Raw genomic sequence first — 22,079 nt, forward strand, 5'->3', positions numbered from 1 at the left:
TGGGCACGATCGGAACCGCGACGACATCGCCGCGCGTCTGATCCGTCGTCTACCGGATGAGCGCGCCCTCTCCGGCCCGCATCGGCTGGGCGGAAATTTCCTGCAATTTCGGAACCCGCCCGACTTCCGCAGCAGCGCGAATGGCGGCAATGTTGGTGGCATAATCGGCGCGGCTCCTGCCGCGGAACACCGCCGATCCCGCGACCAGCGTATCGGCGCCCGCGGCGGCGACGGCACCAGCATTGTCGCGCGTGACGCCGCCATCGACCTCGAGCCGTATCGGCCGGTCGCCGATCATGCTGCGAACCCGCCTGATCTTCTCGATCTGGGAGCCGATGAAGGACTGGCCGCCGAAGCCGGGATTGACCGTCATCACCAGTACCAGGTCGAGCCGATCGAGCACATATTCGATCACGCTTTCTGGTGTCGCCGGACACAGGCTGACGCCGGCCTTCTTGCCGAGCGCGCGGATTGCCTGGAGCGAGCGGTCGAGATGCGGACCTGCCTCGGCGTGAACGGTGATGATATCGGCACCGGCCTTGGCGAACGCCTCGAGATACGGATCAGTCGGTGCGATCATCAGATGCACGTCGAAGATCTTCGACGTCACCGGACGGATCGCCTTGATGACATCGGCGCCAAAGCTGATGTTCGGCACGAAATGTCCGTCCATCACGTCGCAATGGATCCAGTCGGCACCGGCTGCGTCGATCGCTGCGATCTCCTCGCCGAGACGGGCGAAATCCGCAGCCAGGATCGAGGGGGCGATGATGATGTCCCTGCTCATGGCTTTGCACTCCGCGCATCTGCTCCACCGGTGAACACGCGGCTTGCAAGGACATCCATGGGATCGATGGTTTCGAGATCGGCGACATCGAGCATGCGGTCGAGATCGGACACCAGGCGATCGGCCTGGCGCAGGCGGATGCGGTCGACAGCGTTTCGGATCGAGCGCGCATTGGAGAAGAACGGCTGGGTCCGGCGCAGCGCGATGTATTTTTCGAACGCTTCCCGCGCTGCCGCCGAGAAGCGATAACCGCGCTCCTTCAGCATCAGCTCGGCGATGACGAGCAGCTCGGATTCGGCATAATCCGGGAATTCGATGTGGTGCGCGATGCGCGAACGGAAGCCTGGATTGGAGGCGAAGAAGCTCGTCATCCGCTCGCCATAGCCGGCGAGGATCACGACGAGATCCTCGCGCTGGTTCTCCATCACCTGGAGCAGGATCTCGATCGCCTCCTGGCCATAGTCGCGCTCGTTGTCTGGCCGGTGCAGATAATAGGCCTCGTCGATGAACAGCACGCCGCCCATCGCCTTCTTCAGGATCTCCTTGGTCTTCGGCGCGGTGTGGCCGATATATTGGCCGACGAGATCGTCGCGCGTCACCGAGATCACCTGCCCGCGCCGCACGAAGCCGAGCCCGTGCAGAATCTTCGCCATGCGCAGCGCCACGGTGGTCTTGCCGGTACCGGGATTGCCGGTAAACGACATGTGCAGCGTCGGCGGCGCGGCGGCAAGGCCCGCGCGCTGCCGGATGCGCTCGATCAGCAGCAGTGAAGCGATCTGGCGTACGCGGTTCTTCACCGGCTTGAGCCCGATCAACTCCTGCTCGAGCTGTTGCAGCGTGTCGGTGACTCCGGCGGCTTCAGCTTCCTTGCGTAGATCGAAACTGGTCTCGCCGGGTTCGGTTGTCGTGGCGTGGGGGACATCCAGCATGGCTACCCTCGAAGAAAAGAGCTTCGCCGCGGGGGGATGCGGCGAAGCAGTGGTCCGCCAAGGAAACGGAGCAGCGAGTGCTCCGCGCGGAGGGAGAATGGCTATTGAGAAGCGTGCGCGGCGAGCTTCCGCACGGTGGTGTAGCGGATGGCGCGTCCGCCCACCTCCTGCCGCACCAGCTCGAACTCCGCCTCTTTCGGAGGCCGGTTGACGATGAACGAGATCCGCACCGATTCCCAGCCATGACTGGAATCGAAGCCGCTGATGCGGATGTAGCGGTCACCATACACCCTGCGGCATTCGGCGAGCTCCATCATCACGCCGGCAGCGTCCTGGAGGTCGAACATCGGCAGGCCCCACATCTCCCAATAGGTGCTGCGGGGATGCGGGTCGTCGGTGAACTCGATGTTCACCGCCCAGCCGTTCGTGAGGCAATACTGCACCTGCTTGTAGATCTGGTCGTCGGTGAGATCAGGAAGGAACGAGAAGCAGCCCTGGGTCAGTTTCATCTCAAAACTCCTCAGACGGTTTCCAGCGCCGTCGGCACGAAGTCCGGCGTGTCGGTGGATTGATAGTTGAACGTGACGTCCTTCCAGACCTCGAGCGCGGACTTCAGCGGCGTGCAGGTCTGCGCAGCCTTCGCCAGGATCTCCGGGCCTTCATGGACGTAGTCGCGGCCCTCGTTGCGGGCGAGGATCATCGCCTCAAGCGCCACGCGGTTGGCGATCGCGCCCGCGGCGATGCCCATGGGATGGCCGATGGTGCCGCCGCCGAATTGCAGCACGACGTCCTCGCCGAGGAGATCGAGCAGCTGATGCATCTGGCCGGCATGGATGCCGCCGGAGGCCACCGGCATCATCTTGTTCAGGCTCGCCCACGACTGGTCGAAGAACAGCCCGTGTTCGAGCTTCATCGGGTTGAAGTCCTCGCGGCAGACGTCGTAATAACCGCGCGTGGTGTTGGGATCGCCTTCGAGCTTGCCGACCACGGTGCCGGCATGGATGTGGTCGACGCCGGCGAGCCGCATCCATTTGGCGATGACGCGGAACGACACGCCATGGCTCTTCTGCCGCGTATAGGTTGAGTGACCAGCGCGATGCAGATGCAGGATCATGTCGTTGCGGCGCGCCCATTTCGCCATCGACTGGATCGCGGTGTAGCCGATCACGAGGTCGATCATGACGATCACCGAGCCAAGCTCCTTGGCGAATTCCGCGCGCTCGTACATGTCCTCCATGGTCGCCGCGGTGACGTTCAGATACGTCCCCTTCACCTCGCCCGAGGCGGCCTGCGCGCGGTTCACCGCCTCCATGCAATAGAGGAAGCGGTCACGCCAATGCATGAAGGGCTGCGAGTTGATGTTCTCGTCGTCCTTGGTGAAGTCGAGTCCGCCCTTCAGCGCCTCGTAGACGACGCGGCCGTAGTTTCGCCCGGAGAGTCCGAGCTTCGGCTTCACTGTTGCACCGAGCAGCGGCCGGCCGAACTTGTCGAGCCGCTCGCGCTCGACCACGATGCCGGTCGCCGGCCCCTGGAACGTCTTCACATAGGCGACCGGAAAGCGAATGTCCTCCAGACGCAGCGCCTTGAGCGGCTTGAAGCCGAACACGTTGCCGATGATCGAGGCCGAGAGATTGGCGATCGAGCCGGGCTCGAACAGGTCGAGATCATAGGCGATGTAGGCGAAGTACGAGCCCGGCGAGCCCGGCACCGGATCGACGCGGTAGCACTTCGCGCGGTATTTCTCCGCAGCGGTCAGGCGATCCGTCCACACCACCGTCCAGGTCGCGGTCGAGGATTCGCCCGCGACTGCGGCGGATGCCTCGATCGGATCGACGCCCTCCTGCGGCGTGACGCGGAACAGAGCGATGACGTCGGTGTCCTTTGGCGTGTAGTCGGGCTCCCAGTAGCCCATGCGCTTGTATTCCATCACGCCCGAGCGATATCTCTCCTTGCCGCGGACGGTTCCTGCGTGTGCATTCATGGCTCTCTCCTGCTCTTCTCTCTCTCTGAATGATTAGGCTGCGACCGGCTCGCGGGCGCCAATGCGCGGATCGAGCTCGCCGGCGCGGTAGCGGCGCGCCATCTCGCTCAGGGGAATGACCTTGATCTTGCTGGCATGGCCCGCGGTTCCGAACTGCTCGAAGCGGTCGCGGCAGAGCTCACGCATCGCATCCATCGCGGGCTTGAGGAACTTGCGCGGATCGAACTCGGAGCGCGCCTCAGTCGCGACTTTGCGGAACACAGCGGTCATGGCCAGACGACAGTCGGTGTCGATATTGACCTTGCGCACGCCGCTCTTGATGCCGCGGACGATCTCCTCGACCGGCACGCCCCAGGTCTGCGGCATCTCGCCGCCGAACTGGTTGAACATGTCCTGGAGCGGCTGCGGCACCGAGGAGGAGCCGTGCATGACGAGATGCGTGTTCGGCAGCCGGCGATGAATCTCCTCGACCACCCGCATCGCCAGGATGTCGCCATCCGGCTTGCGGCTGAACTTGTAGGCGCCGTGCGAGGTGCCCATCGCGATGGCGAGCGCATCGACCTTGGTGGCGCGGACGAAGTCGACGGCCTGGTCGGGATCGGTCAACAGCTGATCGTGGCTGACCTTGCCTTCGACGCCGTGACCATCCTCCTGCTCGCCGCCGCCATGTTCGAGCGAGCCGAGCACGCCGAGCTCGCCTTCGACGGAGGCGCCGGTCCAATGGGCGAGATCGACGACGCGGCGGGTGATCGCGACGTTGTAGTCGTAATCCGCCGCGGTCTTGGCATCGGCCTTGAGCGAGCCGTCCATCATGACAGAGGTGAAGCCATGGGCGATTGCGGAGGCGCAGGTCGCCTCGTCATTGCCGTGGTCCTGGTGCATGCACAGCGGGATATCCGGATAGGTGCGCTCCAGCGCGTCGATCATGTGCGACAGCATGAGATCGCCGGCATAGCTGCGCGCACCGCGCGAGGCCTGGATGATCACGGGCGCATCGACCTCAGCCGCCGCCTGCACGATCGCGATGCCCTGCTCCATGTTGTTGATGTTGAACGCCGGCACGGCGTAGCCGTGATTGGCGGCATGATCGAGCAGTTGGCGAAGGGTGATACGGGCCACGGGCAGTCCTCCTTATTGTTTCTTGCGTGCGATCGCCCGGCGGGCGGCTTCGGCAACGCTTTGCGGCGTGATGCCGAATTCGCGGTAGAGCACCGGTGCCGGTGCCGAGGCGCCGAAGCCGCGCATGCCGACGAACTCGCCGCCAGCGCCGATCCAGCGATGCCAATCGCCGACGACTGCTGCCTCGACGCCGACGCGCGGCGCGATGCCGAGCACGGCAGCGCGGTAATCGTCCGGCTGCTCCTCGAACAACGCCAAGCACGGCGCGGAGACCACGGCGGCACGTACGTGCTCGGTCGCGAGCAGACGGGCTGCTTCCAACGCGATCGACACTTCCGAGCCGGTCGCCATCAGCGTGACGTCGCGGCCACCATCGGGCGAGACGATGAGATAGGCGCCGCGGGCGACGCGGTTCCGGCCGCGGACATCGCTGCGGAAGGTCGGCAACGCCTGCCGCGACAGGCAGAGCACGGAGGGACGGTCTTCCTCTTCGAGCGCGCAGTCCCAGGCCTCCAGCGTTTCGACCGCATCGGCCGGCCGGAACACCAGAAGATTCGGAATCACCCGCAGCGCGGCGAGATGCTCGACCGGCTGATGCGTCGGTCCGTCCTCGCCGAGGCCGATGGAGTCGTGCGTCATGACATGGATGACGCGCAGCCGCATCAGAGCCGCAAGGCGGATCGCGGGCCGGCTGTAATCGGAGAAGGCGAGGAAGGTGCCGCCATAGGGAATGAATCCACCATGCAGCGCGAGGCCGTTCATCGCAGCCGCCATGCCGTGCTCGCGGATGCCGTAATGGATGTAGTCGCCGGCGAATGCGCCACTCTTGACCGGGACTTGCGCCTTGGCGTGCGTCAGGTTCGAATGCGTCAGGTCGGCGGAGCCTCCGATCAGCCCGGGAATCGTTCCGGCGACGGCCTCGAGCACCTGTTGCGAGGCCTGCCGCGTCGCGAGCTTCGGCCGCTCGCTGGCAAAGCGTTCGCGCAATTTCGCCGAGGCCCGGGCATAGGCGTTCGGCAGGGCAACGGCCTTGCTCTCGACGAACAGATCGCGCTGCTCCGGCGTCGCGCCTTCGTAGCGATCGAGCCAGGCGAGACGCTCGACCTGCCCGCGCTGCCCGATCATCCGCCACGCCTTCGCGATGGGAATCGGCACCACGAAGGGCTGATAGTCCCAACCGAGAGTTCGGCGCGCTGCCGCGGTCTGTTCGGTGCCGAGCGGCGCGCCATGCGCTTTCTCGGTCCCCTGTCTATCAGGCGCGCCGTAGCCAATGATGGTGCGGCAGGCGATCAGCGACGGTTTTGCGGTTTCGCGCTCCTCCGCAATCGCCTGAGCGACGGCTTCAGAATCGTGCCCGTCGACGCGGCGCACCGACCAGCCGGAGGCGGCGAAGCGTGCAAGTTGATCGTCCGAGGTCGCAAGCGACGTTGGCCCATCGATGGAGATGCCGTTGTCGTCGAACAGCACGATCAGGCGGCCGAGCTGAAGGTGGCCGGCCAGCGAGATCGCCTCCTGGCTGATGCCCTCCATCAGACAGCCGTCGCCGGCGATGACATAGGTGAAGTGATCGACGAGGCCGTCGCCATGCCGCGCATTGGCCATGCGCTCGGCGAGCGCCATGCCGACCGCGGTCGCAATGCCCTGTCCCAGCGGACCCGTCGTGGTCTCGACGCCGGGCGTATGGCCATATTCGGGATGGCCCGGCGTCTTCGAGCCCCATTGCCGGAAGGCCTTGATATCGTCGAGGCTGACCGCGCCGCCGGTGAGATGCAGCAGCGCATAGAGTAGCATCGAGCCGTGCCCCGCCGACAGCACGAAGCGGTCGCGGTCCGGCCAGTTGGGATGGGCCGAGTCGAACTTCAGGAAGCGCGAGAATAGCACGGTCGCGACATCGGCCATGCCCATGGGCAGGCCGGGATGGCCGGACTGCGAGGTCTCGATGGCATCCACCGCGAGAAAACGGACGGCGTTGGCGAGATCGTTGTGCGTGACCGCGGTGAGGTCGGCTTCGGCGTAGACGGAGATGTTCATCGGATTCTCGCCTCGTTCACTTCAGGCTGCGCTTGCGCTCGATCAGCTGCATGATCAGCGGCGTCAGGATGAGCTGCATCGCGAGATCGAGCTTCGCGCCCGGACACACGATGGAATTCGCGCGGGACATCCAGCTGTGCGGCAGCATCGAGAGCAGATAGGGAAAGTCGATGCCGCGCGGATTCTTGAAGCGGATCACGACCATCGATTCGTCCGGCGTCGGGATCCAGCGCGCGATGAACGGATTGGAGGTGTCCACAGTCGGCACGCGCTGGAAATTGATGTCGGTCTCGGTGAATTGCGGGCAGATGTAGTGGATGTAGTCCGGCATCCGCCGCAGGATGGTGTCGGTGACGGCCTCGGTCGAATAGCCGCGCGCACTGCGGTCGCGATGCAGCTTCTGGATCCATTCGAGATTGATGACGGGCACGACGCCGATCTTGAGATCGGCATAGCGCGCAACATTGACCTTGTCGGTGACGACAGCGCCATGCAGGCCCTCGTAGAACAACAGGTCCGAACTCTCCGGCAGCCGTTCCCATTCGGTGAAGGTGCCGGGGGCGGCGCCATGCAGCGCGGACTCCTCTGCGTCGTGCACGTAATGCCGCGTCGTCGCTGTGCCGGTCTCGCCATAGTCGCGGAACGCCCGCTCCAGTTCCTCGAACAGATTGGTCTCGGGGCTGAAATGGCTGAAATGCTTGTTGCCGCGCTCGGCCTCCGTGGCCATCTTCGTGCGCATCTCGGCGCGGTCGTAACGATGGAAGGCGTCGCCCTCGATGTAGACGGCGTTGACCTTCTCGCGGAAGAAGATCTGCTCGAACGTCTTCTTGACTGAGGTGGTGCCGGCGCCGGAGGAGCCGGTGATGGAGATGATCGGATGCTTCCTGGACATGGGACGCCCTCCTACAGCCGGAAGAAACCGCGTCGCGCGAACAGCGGCGCGGCGACGCTGGCAACCAAAAGCGGATCGCAATGCAGCTCCTCGACACGCCGCACCTCGTTGCTCGAGCCCATGATCAGCGGCACGCGCTGATGCAGGCTTTGCGCCGACAGATCGAGGATGCGCTCGCGCCCGGTCGAGGCCGAGCCGCCGGCCTGCTCGATGATCATGGCCATCGGATGCGCCTCATAGGTGAGGCGCAGGCGGCCGTCGCCATAGCCGGGACGCGCGTCTGACGGATACAGGAACACGCCGCCGCGGGTGAGGATGCGATAGGCCTCCGCCACCAGCGAGCCGATCCAGCGCATGTTGAAATTGTGGTTCGCGGGCCCCTCGACGCCGGCAAGGCATTCGTCGATGAAGGCGCGCACCGGCGGATCCCAGTGCCGGCGGTTCGACGTGTTGATCGCGAACTCCTCGCAGGCCTCGGAGATCTGCACGGCGCTGCGTGCGAAGCGGAAGCAGCCAGCCTTGCGGTCGAGCGTGAAGATGTCGACGCCGTCGCCGAGCGTCAGCACCAGCGAGGTCTGCGGGCCGTAGGTGACAAACCCCGCGGCAAGCTGCGCCGAGCCACGCTGATGGAAGGCAAGGCTCAGATCGTCGGGCGCGGGCAGGATCGAGAAGATCGTGCCGACCGTCATGTTGATGTCGATGTTGGAGGAGCCGTCGAGCGGATCAATCGCGACACAGACGCGGCCTTCGCGATCACCGATCTGCGGCTCGCGCATTTCCTCCGACGCCAGCGCCGCGATCGGGAGCTTGCCGAGGCAGCGTCGCAGGATCGCATCGGCCTGGACGTCGAGATCGCGCTGGACGTCGCCATCGCTGTTGCGGCCGGTGGTCAGGCCGGAGGCGTCGGCGAGATCGCCTGTCGCGATGAGATCGGCGATCTCGATCGCCGCCGCCGCGATGGCGTCGACTGCGGCCGCAACCGCGAGCGCATGCGGCGCCGTCTCGGAATACCGTTGAAGGTGGTCGTCCAGCCTGAGTTGCCCGGTCATCTGCGTCCATCCCCTTGCTGGCGCCGCATCCAGTTCCCTCCCCGCTGGAGGTCGGTGCGGTCAGTCCCAGCACGATGAGATTGACAGGGCCGGCTTAATAAGGAAAATTTCTATTCATAATGAGCGCCAAAGAATTTTCTTATAATGGCCCTGGCCATCCGGCGGCCCAGCTCCGGCATCTGACGATCCGGCAGCTTCGCTCGCTCGCGGCGCTCTCGGCCAAGGGCAGCGTGACGGCGGCATCAAGCCAGCTCGGCCTGACCCAGCCGGCCGTGACCCAGCAGCTGCGGCAGCTTCAGGACCTTGCGGGGTTGCCGCTGGTGCAGCGGACTGGCGACGGCATGCTGCTGACGGAGGCCGGCCGGGAAGTGCTGGCGCTCGCCGAGCGCGTCGAGGCCGCGATCATGGACTGCCAGGGCGCGCTCGACCTGCTGGCCGGCCGCACCGGCGGCACCGTCCATCTCGGCGCCGTCTCGACGGCGAAATATTTCGTACCGCATGCGATCGCGGCGTTCTCCAAGCGCTATCCGAAGATCGAGATCAAGCTCACCATCGGCAATCGCGAGGATATCCGCGAGGCCATGCACGGCTACGACCTCGATTTCGCGGTGATGGGTCGGCCACCGGCCGACGTCAGCGTCGACGTGCGTCAGCTCGGGCGCAATCCGCACATCATCGTCGCGCGCAAGGGGCACTGGCTGGAGAAGGATTCCGGCCTCAGCCTGACCGACCTCGTGCACGAGACCTTCCTCACCCGCGAGCCGGGCTCCGGCACGCGCACGCTGATGGAGGGCATGTTTCAGAAGTCGGATCTCGAGCCGATCATCGGCATGGAGATGAGCAGCAACGAGACGATCAAGCAGGCCGTCATTGCCGGGCTCGGCATCGCCTTCATCTCGGCCCACACCGTGGCGCACGAGCTCGCCGAAGGCCGCCTCATCGTGCTCGACGTCGCTGGTCTTCCGATCGTCCGGCAATGGTACGTGATCCGCCGCAGCGACAAGGTGCTGCTGCCGCCGGCGCAGGCGATGTTCGATTTTCTCGGCTCGGAAGGTTCGAACTATCTGCCCGACGTGCCCGAATTCGGCGGACGATAATTCGCCGGCGCTCAGCTCATCAGCTTCATGGCGATGGTCGCCGCCAGCACGACGATGATCTGGAGCAGACGCTCCGTCGTGAAGATGCGGTTGAAGGTGGTCATCGCTTGCCCCCGGTCGATTTGAAGATGATCTCGGTCGGCCGTTGCTAGCACAGGCGGCCAGCGAGAGAACTCCGTAGTCGCCACGGGCCGCCCCCCTGACCGGACCGATCGCGCCGCGCCTGGCGCGGCTAACGATCAGGCCGCAAGCGGAGCGGCGTAATCCACGCGCGTGGCAAAATAGGCTTCCAGCTCCGACAGCGCCCGCGCTTCCCAGTCCCGCGCCTGCTCCAGCAGCGACCAGCTCTGGCCCGGGCGGAATGCAGCGGTCTGGCGATAGAGCGATGCGATGCCGCGATAGCGACGCACGTTCTCCAAAATGGCGTGACCGTTTATTTGGCCGTTCATCGAAAACTCCCTCGTCATTCCCGGGGGAGAAATTGCGGCCAAATCTTTTTCGAAAAGTTAGCGGCGCGCAGCAAGCTCGCGGATGGTTGCCGGACTGTTGCGGCCGCGCAACGCGCGCGATCCGGCACCGCTGATTTATTGCGAATTCGTTGCCGCGCTTTCGCCCGAGGGTTTTAGCCCGCCGCGGCTGATGATCGCCATCGTCTCGCGGCAGAGATCGGCAAGGCCAATCAGGAGCACCGCGAGCAGGCAAAACAGGTTGATGGAATCCGCATTCGCGCTGGTCAGCGGCATGAACTCGAAGAAGGGGGGTATGAACGCCCACCACACCAGCGGCACGGTGAGCAGCGCCGCGAACACCGCCGCCGGCGCGCCTGCGACGATGCCGAGCACGAACAGGCTGGGCAAGAATGCCGCGAAATAGAGCTTTGCGCCGAGCGCGACGCAGATGCCTTGAATCGCAGCCGACGCTGCGACGACGCCGAATCCAAGCAGGAACGCCTGCCACGACCACGGCCGTACTCGCGGTACGCCAAACAGTCCCGCACGCCTCATCAGCCTCCCCCTGCCGCCCGTTAACCAAGGCCGCTTGCGACCAAAGTACTACAGCGCTGCGGAAATCGCGAGATGGAAATTCGGGCGCCGGCCGCAGCTTGGTAAACGCCCGCATCGCACAATCGCGGCCCTACTCGGTGGCGGCATAGAGCAGGCCCGCGACTGGCAAAGCAAGGCCAATGGCCGATGCGACCGTCCAGCCTCCTTGCGCGAAGGCCCAGGCGCCGACCGCCGAGCCGGCAGCGCCGGCGGCGAAGAACGTCGCCATGTAGAGGCCGTTGAGGCGGCTGCGGTGCTCGTGCCCGAGTACGAAGATGGCGCGAAAGCCGAGCACGACGTTGCCCTGCACGCCGATATCGATGGCGATCGCGGCCACGACGAGACAGGCGAGGTTCAGCATCGAGCCGGGCGCACCGAGATAGGTCACGAGGAAGCCGGCGGCGGCGAGCAGCATGGCGACCCGCGTCGCGATGCGGCTGTGGCCGCGATCGGCGAGCCGGCCCGCGATCGGAGCTGCGAACACGCCGGCGACACCGGCGAGCGCGAACAGTGCGATGCCGCGCTGGGTGAAGCCGAATTCGCTCGCGAGCTGGAGCGGTGCCACGGTCCAGAACAGCGTGAAGCAGCCGAACAGGCTCGCCTGGTACAGGGCACGGCGCCGGAGCAGCGGCGTGGTCAGGGCCAGATGCGGCATCGACAGCAGCAGCGTGCCGTAATGCATGCGCACGACTGGCTTCCGCTTCGGCAGCGTCATCCACAGCACCGCCGCGAGCACGATCATCAGCGCGGCCGAGCAGAAGAACACCGCATGCCATGAGTCGGCCGCGGTGACAAAGCTCGACACCGGCCGCGCCAGCATGATGCCGAGCATCAGGCCGGTCGAGACGTTGCCGACGACGCGGCCGCGGATGGCCTCCGGCGCCATATGCGCGGCATAGGGAATGATGATCTGGACCGCGACCGAGCCGAGGCCGATGAACAGCGCCGCGATGAGGAACGGCAACGCGTGGGTGGCGAACGCGGCGGCGAGCAGCGCGGCGGCGCCGAGCGTGATGACGGAGCAGATCAGCGTGCGGTTCTCGACGAGGTCGCCGAGCGGCACGATGAACAGCAGGCCGATGCCGTAGCCGATCTGCGTCATGGTGACGATCAGCCCCGCCGCCTCGTGCGACAGGCCGAGCGCGGCGCTGATCGGGGCGATCAGCGGCTGGGCGTAGTAGATGTTGGCGGCGACCATGCCACAGGAAGCGGCCAGCACGAAGGTCAGTCGCTGCGACACCGCATCCGGCCCGGGCGCAGTCTCGATCGTGGCATTCATCGTCATTTCACGTGGCCTCCAAACAATCGGGAACGATCATTCCCTAATAGGACATGAATTCAGGCGAGCAGCTTCATCGCGATGCCGACGAGGCGCATGCCGTCGAGCGGCAGGCGCGCCTTGCCGACGACGCGCATGCCTTGCGTGATGCAGATCATCAGTCGCGCGGTGTCGTCCGCCTCGACATGGCCGGGAATCGAGCCGTCGGCCTGGCCCTCGCGGATCAGGCCGGCGATGAAGCTTTCATTGGTCTCGAGCTGGGCGCGAACGCGGGCGGCGACGGCGGAATCGACCGCCGACAGCTCGACCGCGCTGCCGACCACGAGGCAGCCGCGCCGCCCCTCGATGCCTTGCGAATGCGCGACATAGGACAGCAGCACATTGCGCAGCCGCTCGCGGCCGTTGTCGGCGCGCGCCGCGGCGCTGCGGGTCTGCTCCTGGCGCAGCGCCGTGTAGCGCTCGAAGGCGGCGAGGAACACCGCATGCTTGTCGCGAAACGCCTTGTAGACGCTGCCGGTGGCGAGCCGCATTGCCGCGGTGAGGTCGCCGATCGAGGTAGCATGATAGCCGCGCTCCCGAAACACGCGCACGGCGCGGTCGAGCGCGGTATCCATGTCGAACTCCCGGGGACGGCCGGGCGGACGGGCTGCGGGCTGGGATCGGCGGGCGGCTTTTTGCATTGCGGGATAATAGGGAATGATTGTTCCCGAATAAAGACACGTGGTTGTGATGGGGGCATTGGCTGTTTAGCGGAGCCCTGCAACTCTCGTAAGGGGCGCGGGCTTCGTTGTCCCAACTCCGCTGTCATTCCCCCGAAGGCGGGGAATCCAGTACGCCGCGGCCTATCGGTTCAATCACGACAGCCTCGGAATACTGGATCGCCCGGTCAAGCCGGGCGATGACAGCGAGTGTGTGGTTGCAGACATGCGTATTCGCCCTCGCGGCGCAATTCGCCCGAGCTTTGCTTGATTGCTCCGCCCTCAGAACCAAGAGGGCGCAGGGAAGGCCGGGTGCCAGCTCGCACCCGCGGTCCGCTGCGCGAAAGGTAGCGCAAGGAGACCGCACAGCAGCATACAGGTGAAGCCCAACACACGGCCTTCCCTGCGCGATGGTTGGACGGCTTATGCCGTGCTCTCCCGGGAGCCGAATTCCTTCTGGCCTCCCTCGCCCTTACAGAAGTCGCCGGCATCGCGCCGGTTGACGCGACTGCCGCATCCGCAAGAGCTTGACCGTAGCAACGACGGCCAGGACCACACGGTTTTGCCGTACGCGCGGCCCGCTATTCGCCGCAGTTTTTCCAGCCCTGTCGACGGAGCCGGAAACCTACAGGCGAGACGAACCTGACAGCGCCGCTCGTCCACGCGCGGCTTCGGGCTCACGGAGAGCAATCCGCCCTGCCCTAACCTCTCGCGCCCGACGCTGCCGCGTCCACCGCAAACCCTGCTCGCGAAACATGACGACCTCACGATCGCCCCTCAAGGATGAGCCGGGACGGGCGACACATACGACAAATCCGAATTTCGGTAAAGCGGAATATTTTTCCGCTATGGGGTTGACGGGCGGCGACACAGGCCGCTCGTGTGTTCTTCCGGCTTCATTGTCTCTCCGGCGGCGCGACCGCCAAGCAACTTACCCGGCGTGCCCATCCTGACGCTTGCGAAATTTGTCGATGAACTCGCGCTGCTGATCGGCATATTCTTGCGCGACCTCGCGAGCTTCTTCCTCGCGCGATTTTGCTGGTTCCGTAGGCTTCTTGGACTTCTTGTCATGCGACATGCTGGCTCCGAAGCAATTTCAGGCTGTCGGCCAACGGTCGCTGTGTCGGGTCGTTCCTCGCTCCAAGAATGAATTGTGCATTTGTGAACTTTGGAACGTGGCCGCGCATCCCGCCTATGCGCGCCAAAGGGATCAGCGCGATTTTCGCTTGTGTGTTTGTTTGCGGCTGAGCCGTTTGGCGTTGGCCGCAACCTTCCTTCGATACTGCGCGACAATCTTGTCTCCGGATGCCCCGGCCATCAGGCTTTTACCGGCCTTCGCCGCCGCAAAGAATTTCTCACTCACCATGAGTTGGGCTTCACGTTGAGCGGCTTTGCCGCCGCGCATCAGCTTCGCCATTCGCAGGGCGATCACACGGTTGCTTTCCAGCCCGAGCATCATCCAGTTCCACATGCGGCGATGTTCCTAGCCAAGCAATAGCCTTATCACATGAACAACTCCGGTGTGCGCGGTGTCCAATCAAAGCCGCGTGGCTTATCACCACGGCAATCGGTGCGGATCATTCTGCCGGTAATGCGCGTCCCTACGAGCTAAGGGTTCCTTCACCTTGCTTTAGGGAACACCCGAACTGGTAATGGCTCGGCCCCATTTCACGCCGAATATCAGACCGCTGCTGCTGGGGGCCAAACGGAGATGTCCGATGGGTGCGGCAGGCTTGCGCTTCGCGCGTATGAAAAGAACTCTCCGCTTCCGGGCGGTCTTTATCAGCGTGCTGGAAGAGTTGCCCTTTATCTGCCCGGTGGCGGTCGCAATCGGCTCGCTGATCATGATCGGCATCACTCTCTGCAAGGATTGGCCGCAGTGAGGCCTCGATCATCTACCGAATGATCCGCAATCTTCTCGTAGCCGTCACGCGGAAATCTTTTCGTGCCGTTACGGCATTTCGCGCATCATCGCAACCTCGATGCGAACCGTGTCAGCATCGAAAGTTTGACGGGAAATTCCTCGTCATTTTCTTGAAGTCCTCCCTTGTAATCCACCTCACACCCGCACCGAAGCGCAGTCCGATATAGTCCAGTCGTTGTTGCTTGGTTGAGCACCGAAACGGGAGGCCGGGCATGCCAACGTCATCTGCCCTTTTGCGATGGTCGACCGAGATTGCCGGAGCGCGCTCGGTTCTCCACGTTCCGTGAGGAGTTTGCGCGGCTGAACCTCGCCTTGGATGTGATAGATCACAGCGGCGGCCGCCCGCGTATTGACGTCACCTACCTGTCGCTCGGCGCGGTTGGCGTTTGTAGTATTGTCACCACGCCGGTGGAGTTTATCCGGCACAAACACCACCTCAAGGATAGCCGCGACCAATTCGGACTGAACATCGTCGAGGCTGGACCCGTCCAATTTGCAAATGCTGGCCGGGAACATGTTTATGATGCCGGCTCCGCTTGTTTGGTTGACCGGGGAAAGCCACTGCGAGTATTTGGCCCGCGTGGCGGCAGCGTCAAATTCGTGACCGTGCAGGCTCCCGCCCTTAGGTCCCTGGTTGCGCAGCCGGAAGATCTTTCAGGTCGGCCGGTGCATCGCGGACCGGCGCTTAGATTGCTCGGTCGTTACCTGCGGTCGCTCGCATCCTTCAAAGAACCTCCGTCATCAAAACTGGCGTCCACCGTCGGCGTACATCTCCTCGATCTCGTGGCCGCGACGCTCGGGTCGACCGCCGAAGCTGCAGACATGGTTACCGAGCGTGGTGTGAAAGCGGCCAAGCTTCAGGCGATCCTGGCGGAGGTCGCGCAACGCTTTGGCGATCCCAATTTCGATCTGGACAATGTTGCCGGCACGCTCGGTATGTCGCGGCGATACGTGCAAAAATTACTCGAAGGGACCGGAAAGTCGTTCACCGAGCACCTTGCAGGGTGTCGGCTTGAGCGTGCCTTCGCGATGTTGGCTGACCCGCACTATCTGCATTTGGCTATCATTGATATCGCGTTTGCAGTCGGCTTTGGTGACCTTTCTCATTTCAATCGCTCGTTCCGCCGACGCTTCGGCGAGACGCCGTCAGGCGTGCGCGCCGCATCAATCGTGCTGCAGAAGTCGTCCAGCGCCCCCGCACAATGCGCTGGCGACGGCCGCTGAAGTGCGGATATGCATCGGGAGGGCGCAAGGCTGAGCGAAGCGACATCCGGAGATCTGCGCCAGCGCATTCCCCGAGTTTCACCCACTCACCGGCTGGATGGGAACTTTCGTTGCCAATCTGCAACGGTTCCCCGCGATCTGAAGCCGGACAAAACAAACTCCCATTCCGGCCACGAACCGCTCTCACAACGCCGTGAGACGACAGGGGAATTACGATGCGTGCACAACGCGTTTGGAAAGTGAACGGGGCTGCCAGCATCGGGCAGCTCCAGTCGAGACTGGACGATCTCAACAAGCGCCTCAGCCAGCTCGAAGGCCAGAATCCGGAGAGCTGGAAGCTCGACGAGCTGAGATCGAGCGCGCTCAGGCTGTCGCGCGAGATCGACGACATCCGCTGCGCCGAGGCGACGGCGGCGCTGAGCGAGCTGCTGCGGAAGTAGCCGGCGCCAGAGAGTCGCCGGTACGTCGGATGGGGAGAGCGACTTGTCCGCCGTAGCTTGAAAAGCGAAGGCGGAAGCGAAATCCATCGATCCCTTTGGGGGGAAGAAGGTGATGGGTTTCGCTTCACTCTACCCATCCGACCCAGCTCGACGAATCGGTCGCCGCTTAGGGAACCAACACGTCCCGCCGCCATTTCCATGAGAGCATGGAGCAAGATCATGACCAGGCACCTGACGCGAGCCGGTCTCGCGCGCGGCGTGGCCGGCGCGGTATCCACGCTGGTCCTGTGCGCGACGGCGGCATTCACCATCGCGCGCCATTTCGCGCTGTGAGGGATTTCGCATGACATCCGACCCCGAGGAGTCGGTGAGGCTGCAAGGCTTTGGCGAGATGACGTTGCGCACGGCGATCGCGACGCTGATGGCGCTCGCGCCGCGCGAGCGCACTGACGCTGCCATCTTCCGTATCCGCGACGGCTCGCGCTTGGCTTCGAGCGAGATCACCGAGCTCGCCTCCGACTGGGGCATGACGCCGATGGCTGAGGTCAGGTCGCCACGACTGGCGCCGGATCAGCACTGGACGGACATCGTTCGCGGCATGGTGCGCGAGGCGCCGCTGCCGTCGCTGATGGTGGCGTTCCTGGTGGGCGTACTGGTGGCGCGGCGGTAGGCGCAAACACAACTCGCGCGGCCTCGGCCGCCGATGCAAGCCATGCCGCGCGCTCAGGCGCCCCTGCCCGGCCAAATCGGCCGTGGACCCGCCCCGAAAATCGTTGCAGAAAGGTATCCTGAGGCGCCGGCGGCCGGTCCGCCAAGCCTCTGGAAAACGTCAACTTTTGGAAGAATGGTCGGAGTGGCAGGATTCGAACCTGCGACCCCTGCGTCCCGAACGCAGTGCTCTACCGGGCTGAGCCACACTCCGACAAGAAGGCGGCTTATAGCGTCGGGTTTGACGCACTGCAAGCGGCCGAGCCGAGGAATTTTGTCCCTGTGAAAACGGGTCTTGAGACACTGATTTTGCCGGCCGGCGAGGCCGGCGCGGAAGCCGCCGCCCGGACACTTGCGGCCGGCGGGCTGGTCGCGTTTCCGACCGAGACGGTCTACGGCCTCGGCGCGGACGCCGCCAATGCCACCGCGGTGACCCATATCTACAGCGCCAAGGGGCGGCCGGCCTTCAATCCGCTGATCGCACATGTGCCGGACATCGCCGCCGCGCGCCGGATCGGCGGGTTCGACGGCCGCGCGCTGAAGCTGGCGGAGGCGTTCTGGCCGGGGCCGCTGACGCTGGTGGTGCCGAAGACCGACGGTTGCCCGGTGGCGGATCTCGCCACGGCGGGCCTCGACACCGTCGCGATCCGCATTCCCGCCCACCCGGTGGCCGAGGCGATCCTGCGCGCCTTCGGCGGAGCGGTGGTGGCGCCGTCCGCAAACATCTCCGGCCACGTCTCGCCGACATTGGCGGCTCATGTCGAGAGCGACCTTGCCGGGCGCATCGACCTGATCATCGACGGCGGGCCGGTCGCGGTCGGCGTCGAATCGACCATTGTCGGCTGCTTCGACGCGCCGATGCTGCTGCGGCCCGGCGGGCTGTCGCGCGAGCGGATCGAGGCGGTGCTGGGCATGCCGCTGGCACGGCCGCCGGCGGCAGCCGAGAGCGACGACAGCCAGCCGCTGGCGCCGGGCATGCTGGCCTCGCATTACGCGCCGCGCGCCCAGGTGCGGCTCGGCGCGCTGGACGTTGCGCCTGATGAAGCGCTGCTTGCGTTCGGGCCTGCGCGTCTGCCTGGACTCGATGCTGCCGCGGCCGTCATGAATCTGTCGCCCACCGGTGATCTCGATGAAGCCGCCACCAATCTGTTCGGTTATCTTCGCAGCCTGGATGCGAAGGCGCCGAAGACGATCGCGGTGATGGCGATCCCCGAGGAAGGCTTGGGCGAAGCGATCAATGACCGGCTGCGGCGCGCGGCAGTTGCGCGCTAGAACGCGGAATGAAAGAAGACGACATGAACATCAACCAATCCGCCACCCCTCCGCTTGCACCCGAGCTGATCGACCAATTCCGCAAGATCGTCGGCGACAAGCACGCCATCACCGATGCGGCCGACATCGAGGCTTACGTCACCGAGGAGCGCAACCTGTTCCATGGCCGCACGCCGCTGGTGCTGCGTCCGGGCTCGACCGCGGAAGTCTCGGAAATCTGCAAGCTCGCCTCCGCGCACAGGATCGCGCTGGTGCCGCAGGGCGGCAATACCGGGCTCGTCGGCGGACAGACGCCGCATAATGGCGAGGTCGTGGTGTCGCTGCGCCGGCTCGACAAGATCCGCGAGGTCGACACCGCCTCCAACACCATGACCTGCGAGGCCGGCGTCGTCCTGCAGATCGCGCAGCAGAAAGCGTCCGACGTGGACCGGCTATTTCCGCTGTCGCTCGGCGCCGAAGGCAGCTGCACCATCGGCGGCAATCTCTCGACCAATGCCGGCGGCACCGCCGCGCTCGCCTATGGCGTGGCGCGCGAGATGGCGCTGGGACTGGAAGTGGTGCTTGCCGACGGGCGGGTGCTCAACGTGCTGTCCAAGCTGAAGAAGGACAATACCGGCTACAATCTGCACAACCTCTTCATCGGCGCGGAAGGCACGCTCGGCATCATCACCGCGGCGACGCTCAAGCTGTTTCCGAAGCCACGGGCGGTCGAGACCGCCTATGTCGGGCTGAAGTCGCCGGCGGCGGCGCTAAAACTGCTGACGATCGCGCAGAGCGAGGCCGCGAACGCGCTGACGAGCTTCGAGCTGCTGTCGGAGATGGCGGTGGACTTCTCGGTGCGCCATGGCATCGACGTGCGCGATCCGCTTGCGGAAAAACATCCGTGGTATGTGCTGATGGAATTGTCCTCGCCGAGCGACGACGCCCGCACGCCGCTGGAGACGATCCTCGGCCGCGCCATGGAAGAGGAAATCGTCGACGATGCCGTAATCGCGGCCAGCCTCGCCCAGCGCAACGCCTTCTGGAAGTTGCGCGAGGAAATGTCGTCGGCGCAGAAGCCGGAGGGCGGCTCAATCAAGCACGATATCTCGGTCCCAGTCGCTGCCGTTCCTGAATTCATCGAGGAAGCCAACGCCGCCGTCGTAAAACTGATCCCGGGCGCGCGGCCGGTGCCGTTCGGCCATCTCGGCGACGGCAATCTCCACTACAATGTCAGCCAGCCGATCGGCGCCGACACCGCGGACTTCCTCGCGCGCTGGCACGAGATGAATGCGGTCGTGTTCGAGATCGTGCTGCGCATGGGCGGCTCGATCTCGGCCGAGCACGGCATCGGCGTGCTCAAGCGCGACGAGCTGCCTGAGGTGAAGGACAAGACCGCGATCGAGCTGATGCGGTCGATCAAGGCGATGCTCGACCCGCTCGGCATCATGAATCCGGGGAAGGTGCTGTGAGTGCTCTTGCGATCGATGCGATTGGGGATGCCGATGTCGAGAACGTTGTGGCGCTGTGGCAGCGCTGCGGCCTGACGCGGCCGTGGAACGATCCGCATGCCGACCTCGCGCTGGCGCGGCGGCGTGACAATTCCACCGTACTGGTCGGCCGGGACAATGGTGCGATCGTGGCGACCGTCATGGTTGGCCATGACGGCCATCGCGGCTGGGTCTATTACGTCGCCGTCGACCCCGACTGCCAGAAGCGCGGCTATGGCCGGGCCATCATGGCGGCGGCCGAGGACTGGCTGCGGCAGGCCGGGATTTCGAAGCTTCAGCTGCTGGTCCGGCGCGAGAATGCGCAGGCGACTGCGTTCTATGGCTCGCTCGGCTTCGAGCTGTCCACCTCCGTGATGTTCCAGAAGTGGCTCGACGGCCGCGCGACCACGCAAAGCAATTGAGATCCAGCCATGACCATTTCCGACCGCGTCCGCATCAAGGACGTCCGCGTGCTCTCGGACAACTGGACGCCCCTGAAGACCACGACGTTCGAGTACCGCCGCGCCAATGGCGAATGGCAGACGCAGCACCGCGAGACCTATGAGCGCGACAACGCCGCCGCCGTGCTGCCCTACAATCTCGGCCAGCGCACTGTGATCCTGGTGCGGCAGTTCCGCCTGCCGGCGTTCATCCGCGGCTACGACGATCTCCTGATCGAGGCGGCCGCCGGCGTGCTGGAGAACGCTTCGCCGGAAGAGCGCATCCGCGCCGAGGCGGAGGAAGAGACCGGCTATCGCCTGCACCATGTGCACAAGGTGTTCGAGGCGTTCATGAGCCCTGGCGCCGTCACCGAAAAACTGCACTTCTTCGTCGCCGAATACGAACCTTCGATGCGCGTCAGCGACGGCGGCGGCCTCGAGCACGAGGGCGAAGACATCGAGGTGCTGGAGCTCGACATCGACGAGGCGCTGGCGATGATCGCCGACGGCCGCATCATCGACGCCAAGGCGATCATGCTGCTGCAATACGCAGCGCTGCATGTTTTCAGGTGAGAGCTCTCTTCACCTCGCCCCGCTTGCGGGGAGAGGGAGCGCACCTGCCGCGCGGCGAGCCATCGCGGTAAGCAATTCAGACCTGCGCCGCCCTTCCCCCGGTTGAGCAACCCCAAAACTATCTCTAGTCTGGCTTCAACCAAGAACCAGGAGACGCGCCCATGTCCGCTCCGCGCGACGACGAATTCGGCTTTGCGCCCGACTATGACTCCCCCGTCCCCTATATGCAGCGCACGCGGGATTATTACACCGCGATCGGCTACACCACGCCGTATCGCTGGGCGCATTACACCGAGGCGCCGTTCCAGCCGCTGAAGAAGCCGCTGGCGCAATCGCGGGTGACCCTCATCACTACCGCTGCGCCGTACGATCCGGCCAAGGGCGACCAGGGGCCGGGCGCGGCGTATAACGGCGGCGCGAAATTCTACCAGGTCTACGACGGCGACACGTCGCAGCAGCACGATTTGCGCATCTCCCACATCGGCTACGACCGCAAGCATACCACGGCGACCGACAGCGGCACCTGGTTTCCGCTGCCGCAGTTGCTGAAGGCTAGCGCCGCCGGACGCATCGGCGAAGTCGCCCCGCGCTTCTTCGGCGCGCCGACCAATCGCAGCCATCGCGTCACGATCGACACCGACGCGCCGGAGATTCTGGCGCGCTGTCTTGCCGACAAGGTCGACGTCGCCGTGCTGGTGCCGAACTGCCCGGTCTGTCACCAGACCACCGCGCTGGTGGCGCGGCACCTGGAGCGCAACGGCATCCCGACCGTGATCATGGGCTGCGCCAAGGACATCATCGAGCACGCCGCCGTGCCGCGGTTCCTGTTCTCCGACTTCCCGCTCGGCAACTCCGCCGGCAAGCCGCACGACGTCGCCTCGCAGGCACAGACGCTGGAGCTGGCCTTGAGGTTGCTGGAGACCGCGAGCGGTCCGCAGACCACCATGCAGTCGCCATTGCGCTGGAGCGAGGACGCCTCCTGGAAGCTCGACTACAACAACGTCGCGCAGCTGTCGCCGGAGGAGCTGGCGCGCCGCCGCGCCGAATTCGACAAGCAGAAGGAGATCGCGCGCGGCAACCGCGCCGCCTGACGTCCTCCAACAAAAACAAACCAAGGGGAGAGC

Annotated in this window: 24 protein-coding genes and 1 tRNA gene; 10 read left to right on the forward strand and 15 right to left on the reverse strand. The window is 64.9% G+C overall.

All coding sequences use genetic code 11. The features are described from left to right. Positions 1 to 49: 49 nt before the first annotated feature. The 8 genes from rpe to QA642_RS36525 form a co-directional block, all read right to left on the reverse strand. Complete coding sequence (rpe, locus tag QA642_RS36490; protein WP_283081218.1) at positions 50 to 787, reverse strand: ribulose-phosphate 3-epimerase; 738 nt, start codon at positions 785 to 787, stop codon at positions 50 to 52. Then, on the reverse strand, positions 784 to 1,716 hold the full coding sequence (cbbX, locus tag QA642_RS36495; RefSeq protein ID WP_283081219.1) for a CbbX protein: 933 nt from the start codon (positions 1,714 to 1,716) through the stop codon (positions 784 to 786). Before cbbX ends, rpe begins: the two co-directional genes overlap by 4 nt. Before the next feature lie 101 nt (positions 1,717 to 1,817). After that, positions 1,818 to 2,225: a ribulose bisphosphate carboxylase small subunit gene (locus tag QA642_RS36500; RefSeq protein ID WP_027558230.1), complete on the reverse strand. Its 408-nt coding sequence runs from the start codon at positions 2,223 to 2,225 to the stop codon at positions 1,818 to 1,820. An 11-nt stretch (positions 2,226 to 2,236) separates the two neighbouring features. Further along, positions 2,237 to 3,697 (reverse strand): form I ribulose bisphosphate carboxylase large subunit, encoded by a 1,461-nt coding sequence (locus QA642_RS36505; RefSeq protein WP_283081220.1) that lies wholly within the window; start codon positions 3,695 to 3,697, stop codon positions 2,237 to 2,239. A 33-nt stretch (positions 3,698 to 3,730) separates the two neighbouring features. Further along, on the reverse strand, positions 3,731 to 4,816 hold the full coding sequence (gene fba, locus QA642_RS36510) for a class II fructose-bisphosphate aldolase (RefSeq protein WP_283081221.1): 1,086 nt from the start codon (positions 4,814 to 4,816) through the stop codon (positions 3,731 to 3,733). A gap of 12 nt (positions 4,817 to 4,828) precedes the next feature. Continuing rightward, positions 4,829 to 6,847 carry a transketolase gene (tkt, locus tag QA642_RS36515; RefSeq protein ID WP_283081222.1) on the reverse strand — a complete coding sequence of 673 codons (2,019 nt, stop codon included), beginning with the start codon at positions 6,845 to 6,847 and terminating at the stop codon, positions 4,829 to 4,831. Between the two features lie 16 nt (positions 6,848 to 6,863). After that, positions 6,864 to 7,739: a phosphoribulokinase gene (locus QA642_RS36520; RefSeq protein ID WP_283081223.1), complete on the reverse strand. Its 876-nt coding sequence runs from the start codon at positions 7,737 to 7,739 to the stop codon at positions 6,864 to 6,866. An 11-nt stretch (positions 7,740 to 7,750) separates the two neighbouring features. Next, the gene (locus QA642_RS36525) at positions 7,751 to 8,788 is read right to left on the reverse strand and encodes a class 1 fructose-bisphosphatase (RefSeq protein WP_283081224.1); all 1,038 of its coding nucleotides are present in this window, start codon (positions 8,786 to 8,788) and stop codon (positions 7,751 to 7,753) included. Positions 8,789 to 8,907: 119 nt separating this feature from the next. Here QA642_RS36525 and QA642_RS36530 point away from each other — a divergent pair, with 119 nt between their 5' ends. Beyond that, positions 8,908 to 9,885 (forward strand): LysR family transcriptional regulator, encoded by a 978-nt coding sequence (locus tag QA642_RS36530; RefSeq protein ID WP_283081225.1) that lies wholly within the window; start codon positions 8,908 to 8,910, stop codon positions 9,883 to 9,885. Positions 9,886 to 10,124: 239 nt separating this feature from the next. Here QA642_RS36530 and QA642_RS36535 read toward each other — a convergent pair whose 3' ends face one another. The 6 genes from QA642_RS36535 to QA642_RS36560 form a co-directional block, all read right to left on the reverse strand. Next, the gene (locus tag QA642_RS36535) at positions 10,125 to 10,334 is read right to left on the reverse strand and encodes a hypothetical protein (protein ID WP_283081226.1); all 210 of its coding nucleotides are present in this window, start codon (positions 10,332 to 10,334) and stop codon (positions 10,125 to 10,127) included. A gap of 135 nt (positions 10,335 to 10,469) precedes the next feature. Further along, positions 10,470 to 10,889, reverse strand: a complete 420-nt coding sequence (locus QA642_RS36540) for a DUF4118 domain-containing protein (RefSeq protein ID WP_283081227.1) — start codon at positions 10,887 to 10,889, stop codon at positions 10,470 to 10,472. A 130-nt stretch (positions 10,890 to 11,019) separates the two neighbouring features. Continuing rightward, positions 11,020 to 12,213, reverse strand: a complete 1,194-nt coding sequence (locus QA642_RS36545) for an MFS transporter (RefSeq protein WP_283081228.1) — start codon at positions 12,211 to 12,213, stop codon at positions 11,020 to 11,022. Between the two features lie 53 nt (positions 12,214 to 12,266). Next, positions 12,267 to 12,821: a TetR/AcrR family transcriptional regulator gene (locus QA642_RS36550; protein ID WP_283081229.1), complete on the reverse strand. Its 555-nt coding sequence runs from the start codon at positions 12,819 to 12,821 to the stop codon at positions 12,267 to 12,269. A gap of 1,015 nt (positions 12,822 to 13,836) precedes the next feature. Further along, positions 13,837 to 13,983, reverse strand: a complete 147-nt coding sequence (locus QA642_RS36555) for a hypothetical protein (protein ID WP_283081230.1) — start codon at positions 13,981 to 13,983, stop codon at positions 13,837 to 13,839. A 132-nt stretch (positions 13,984 to 14,115) separates the two neighbouring features. After that, positions 14,116 to 14,376 carry a hypothetical protein gene (locus QA642_RS36560; protein ID WP_283081231.1) on the reverse strand — a complete coding sequence of 87 codons (261 nt, stop codon included), beginning with the start codon at positions 14,374 to 14,376 and terminating at the stop codon, positions 14,116 to 14,118. 247 nt (positions 14,377 to 14,623) lie between these two features. Between QA642_RS36560 and QA642_RS36565 the strand changes: the two genes are divergently transcribed. The 4 genes from QA642_RS36565 to QA642_RS36580 all read left to right on the forward strand — a co-directional run bounded on the left by QA642_RS36565 (position 14,624) and on the right by QA642_RS36580 (position 17,163). After that, positions 14,624 to 14,788: a hypothetical protein gene (locus tag QA642_RS36565; RefSeq protein WP_283081232.1), complete on the forward strand. Its 165-nt coding sequence runs from the start codon at positions 14,624 to 14,626 to the stop codon at positions 14,786 to 14,788. A gap of 293 nt (positions 14,789 to 15,081) precedes the next feature. Then, entirely contained in the window at positions 15,082 to 16,053 is a 972-nt protein-coding gene (locus QA642_RS36570; protein WP_283081233.1) for an AraC family transcriptional regulator, read from the forward strand. Between the two features lie 215 nt (positions 16,054 to 16,268). After that, on the forward strand, positions 16,269 to 16,493 hold the full coding sequence (locus QA642_RS36575) for a hypothetical protein (protein WP_235539831.1): 225 nt from the start codon (positions 16,269 to 16,271) through the stop codon (positions 16,491 to 16,493). Between the two features lie 343 nt (positions 16,494 to 16,836). Further along, positions 16,837 to 17,163 (forward strand): hypothetical protein, encoded by a 327-nt coding sequence (locus QA642_RS36580; RefSeq protein WP_027558216.1) that lies wholly within the window; start codon positions 16,837 to 16,839, stop codon positions 17,161 to 17,163. 175 nt (positions 17,164 to 17,338) lie between these two features. Here QA642_RS36580 and QA642_RS36585 read toward each other — a convergent pair. Then, positions 17,339 to 17,415, reverse strand: a tRNA-Pro gene (locus tag QA642_RS36585). 68 nt (positions 17,416 to 17,483) lie between these two features. Between QA642_RS36585 and QA642_RS36590 the strand changes: the two genes are divergently transcribed. The 5 genes from QA642_RS36590 (at position 17,484) to QA642_RS36610 (ending at position 22,046) form a co-directional block, all read left to right on the forward strand. Continuing rightward, positions 17,484 to 18,473: an L-threonylcarbamoyladenylate synthase gene (locus QA642_RS36590; protein WP_283081234.1), complete on the forward strand. Its 990-nt coding sequence runs from the start codon at positions 17,484 to 17,486 to the stop codon at positions 18,471 to 18,473. A gap of 23 nt (positions 18,474 to 18,496) precedes the next feature. Next, on the forward strand, positions 18,497 to 19,924 hold the full coding sequence (locus QA642_RS36595; RefSeq protein WP_283087054.1) for an FAD-binding oxidoreductase: 1,428 nt from the start codon (positions 18,497 to 18,499) through the stop codon (positions 19,922 to 19,924). Beyond that, a complete protein-coding gene (locus tag QA642_RS36600; protein ID WP_283081235.1) occupies positions 19,921 to 20,364 on the forward strand; it encodes a GNAT family acetyltransferase in 444 nt (147 codons plus the stop codon). The genes QA642_RS36595 and QA642_RS36600 overlap by 4 nt, the downstream gene beginning before the upstream one ends. A gap of 9 nt (positions 20,365 to 20,373) precedes the next feature. Further along, entirely contained in the window at positions 20,374 to 20,955 is a 582-nt protein-coding gene (locus QA642_RS36605) for an NUDIX domain-containing protein (RefSeq protein ID WP_283081236.1), read from the forward strand. Between the two features lie 161 nt (positions 20,956 to 21,116). Further along, entirely contained in the window at positions 21,117 to 22,046 is a 930-nt protein-coding gene (locus QA642_RS36610) for a glycine reductase (protein ID WP_283081237.1), read from the forward strand. Positions 22,047 to 22,079: the final 33 nt, after the last annotated feature.

Origin of the sequence: Bradyrhizobium sp. CB2312, assembly GCF_029714425.1 — a bacterium.
Classification (GTDB): domain Bacteria; phylum Pseudomonadota; class Alphaproteobacteria; order Rhizobiales; family Xanthobacteraceae; genus Bradyrhizobium.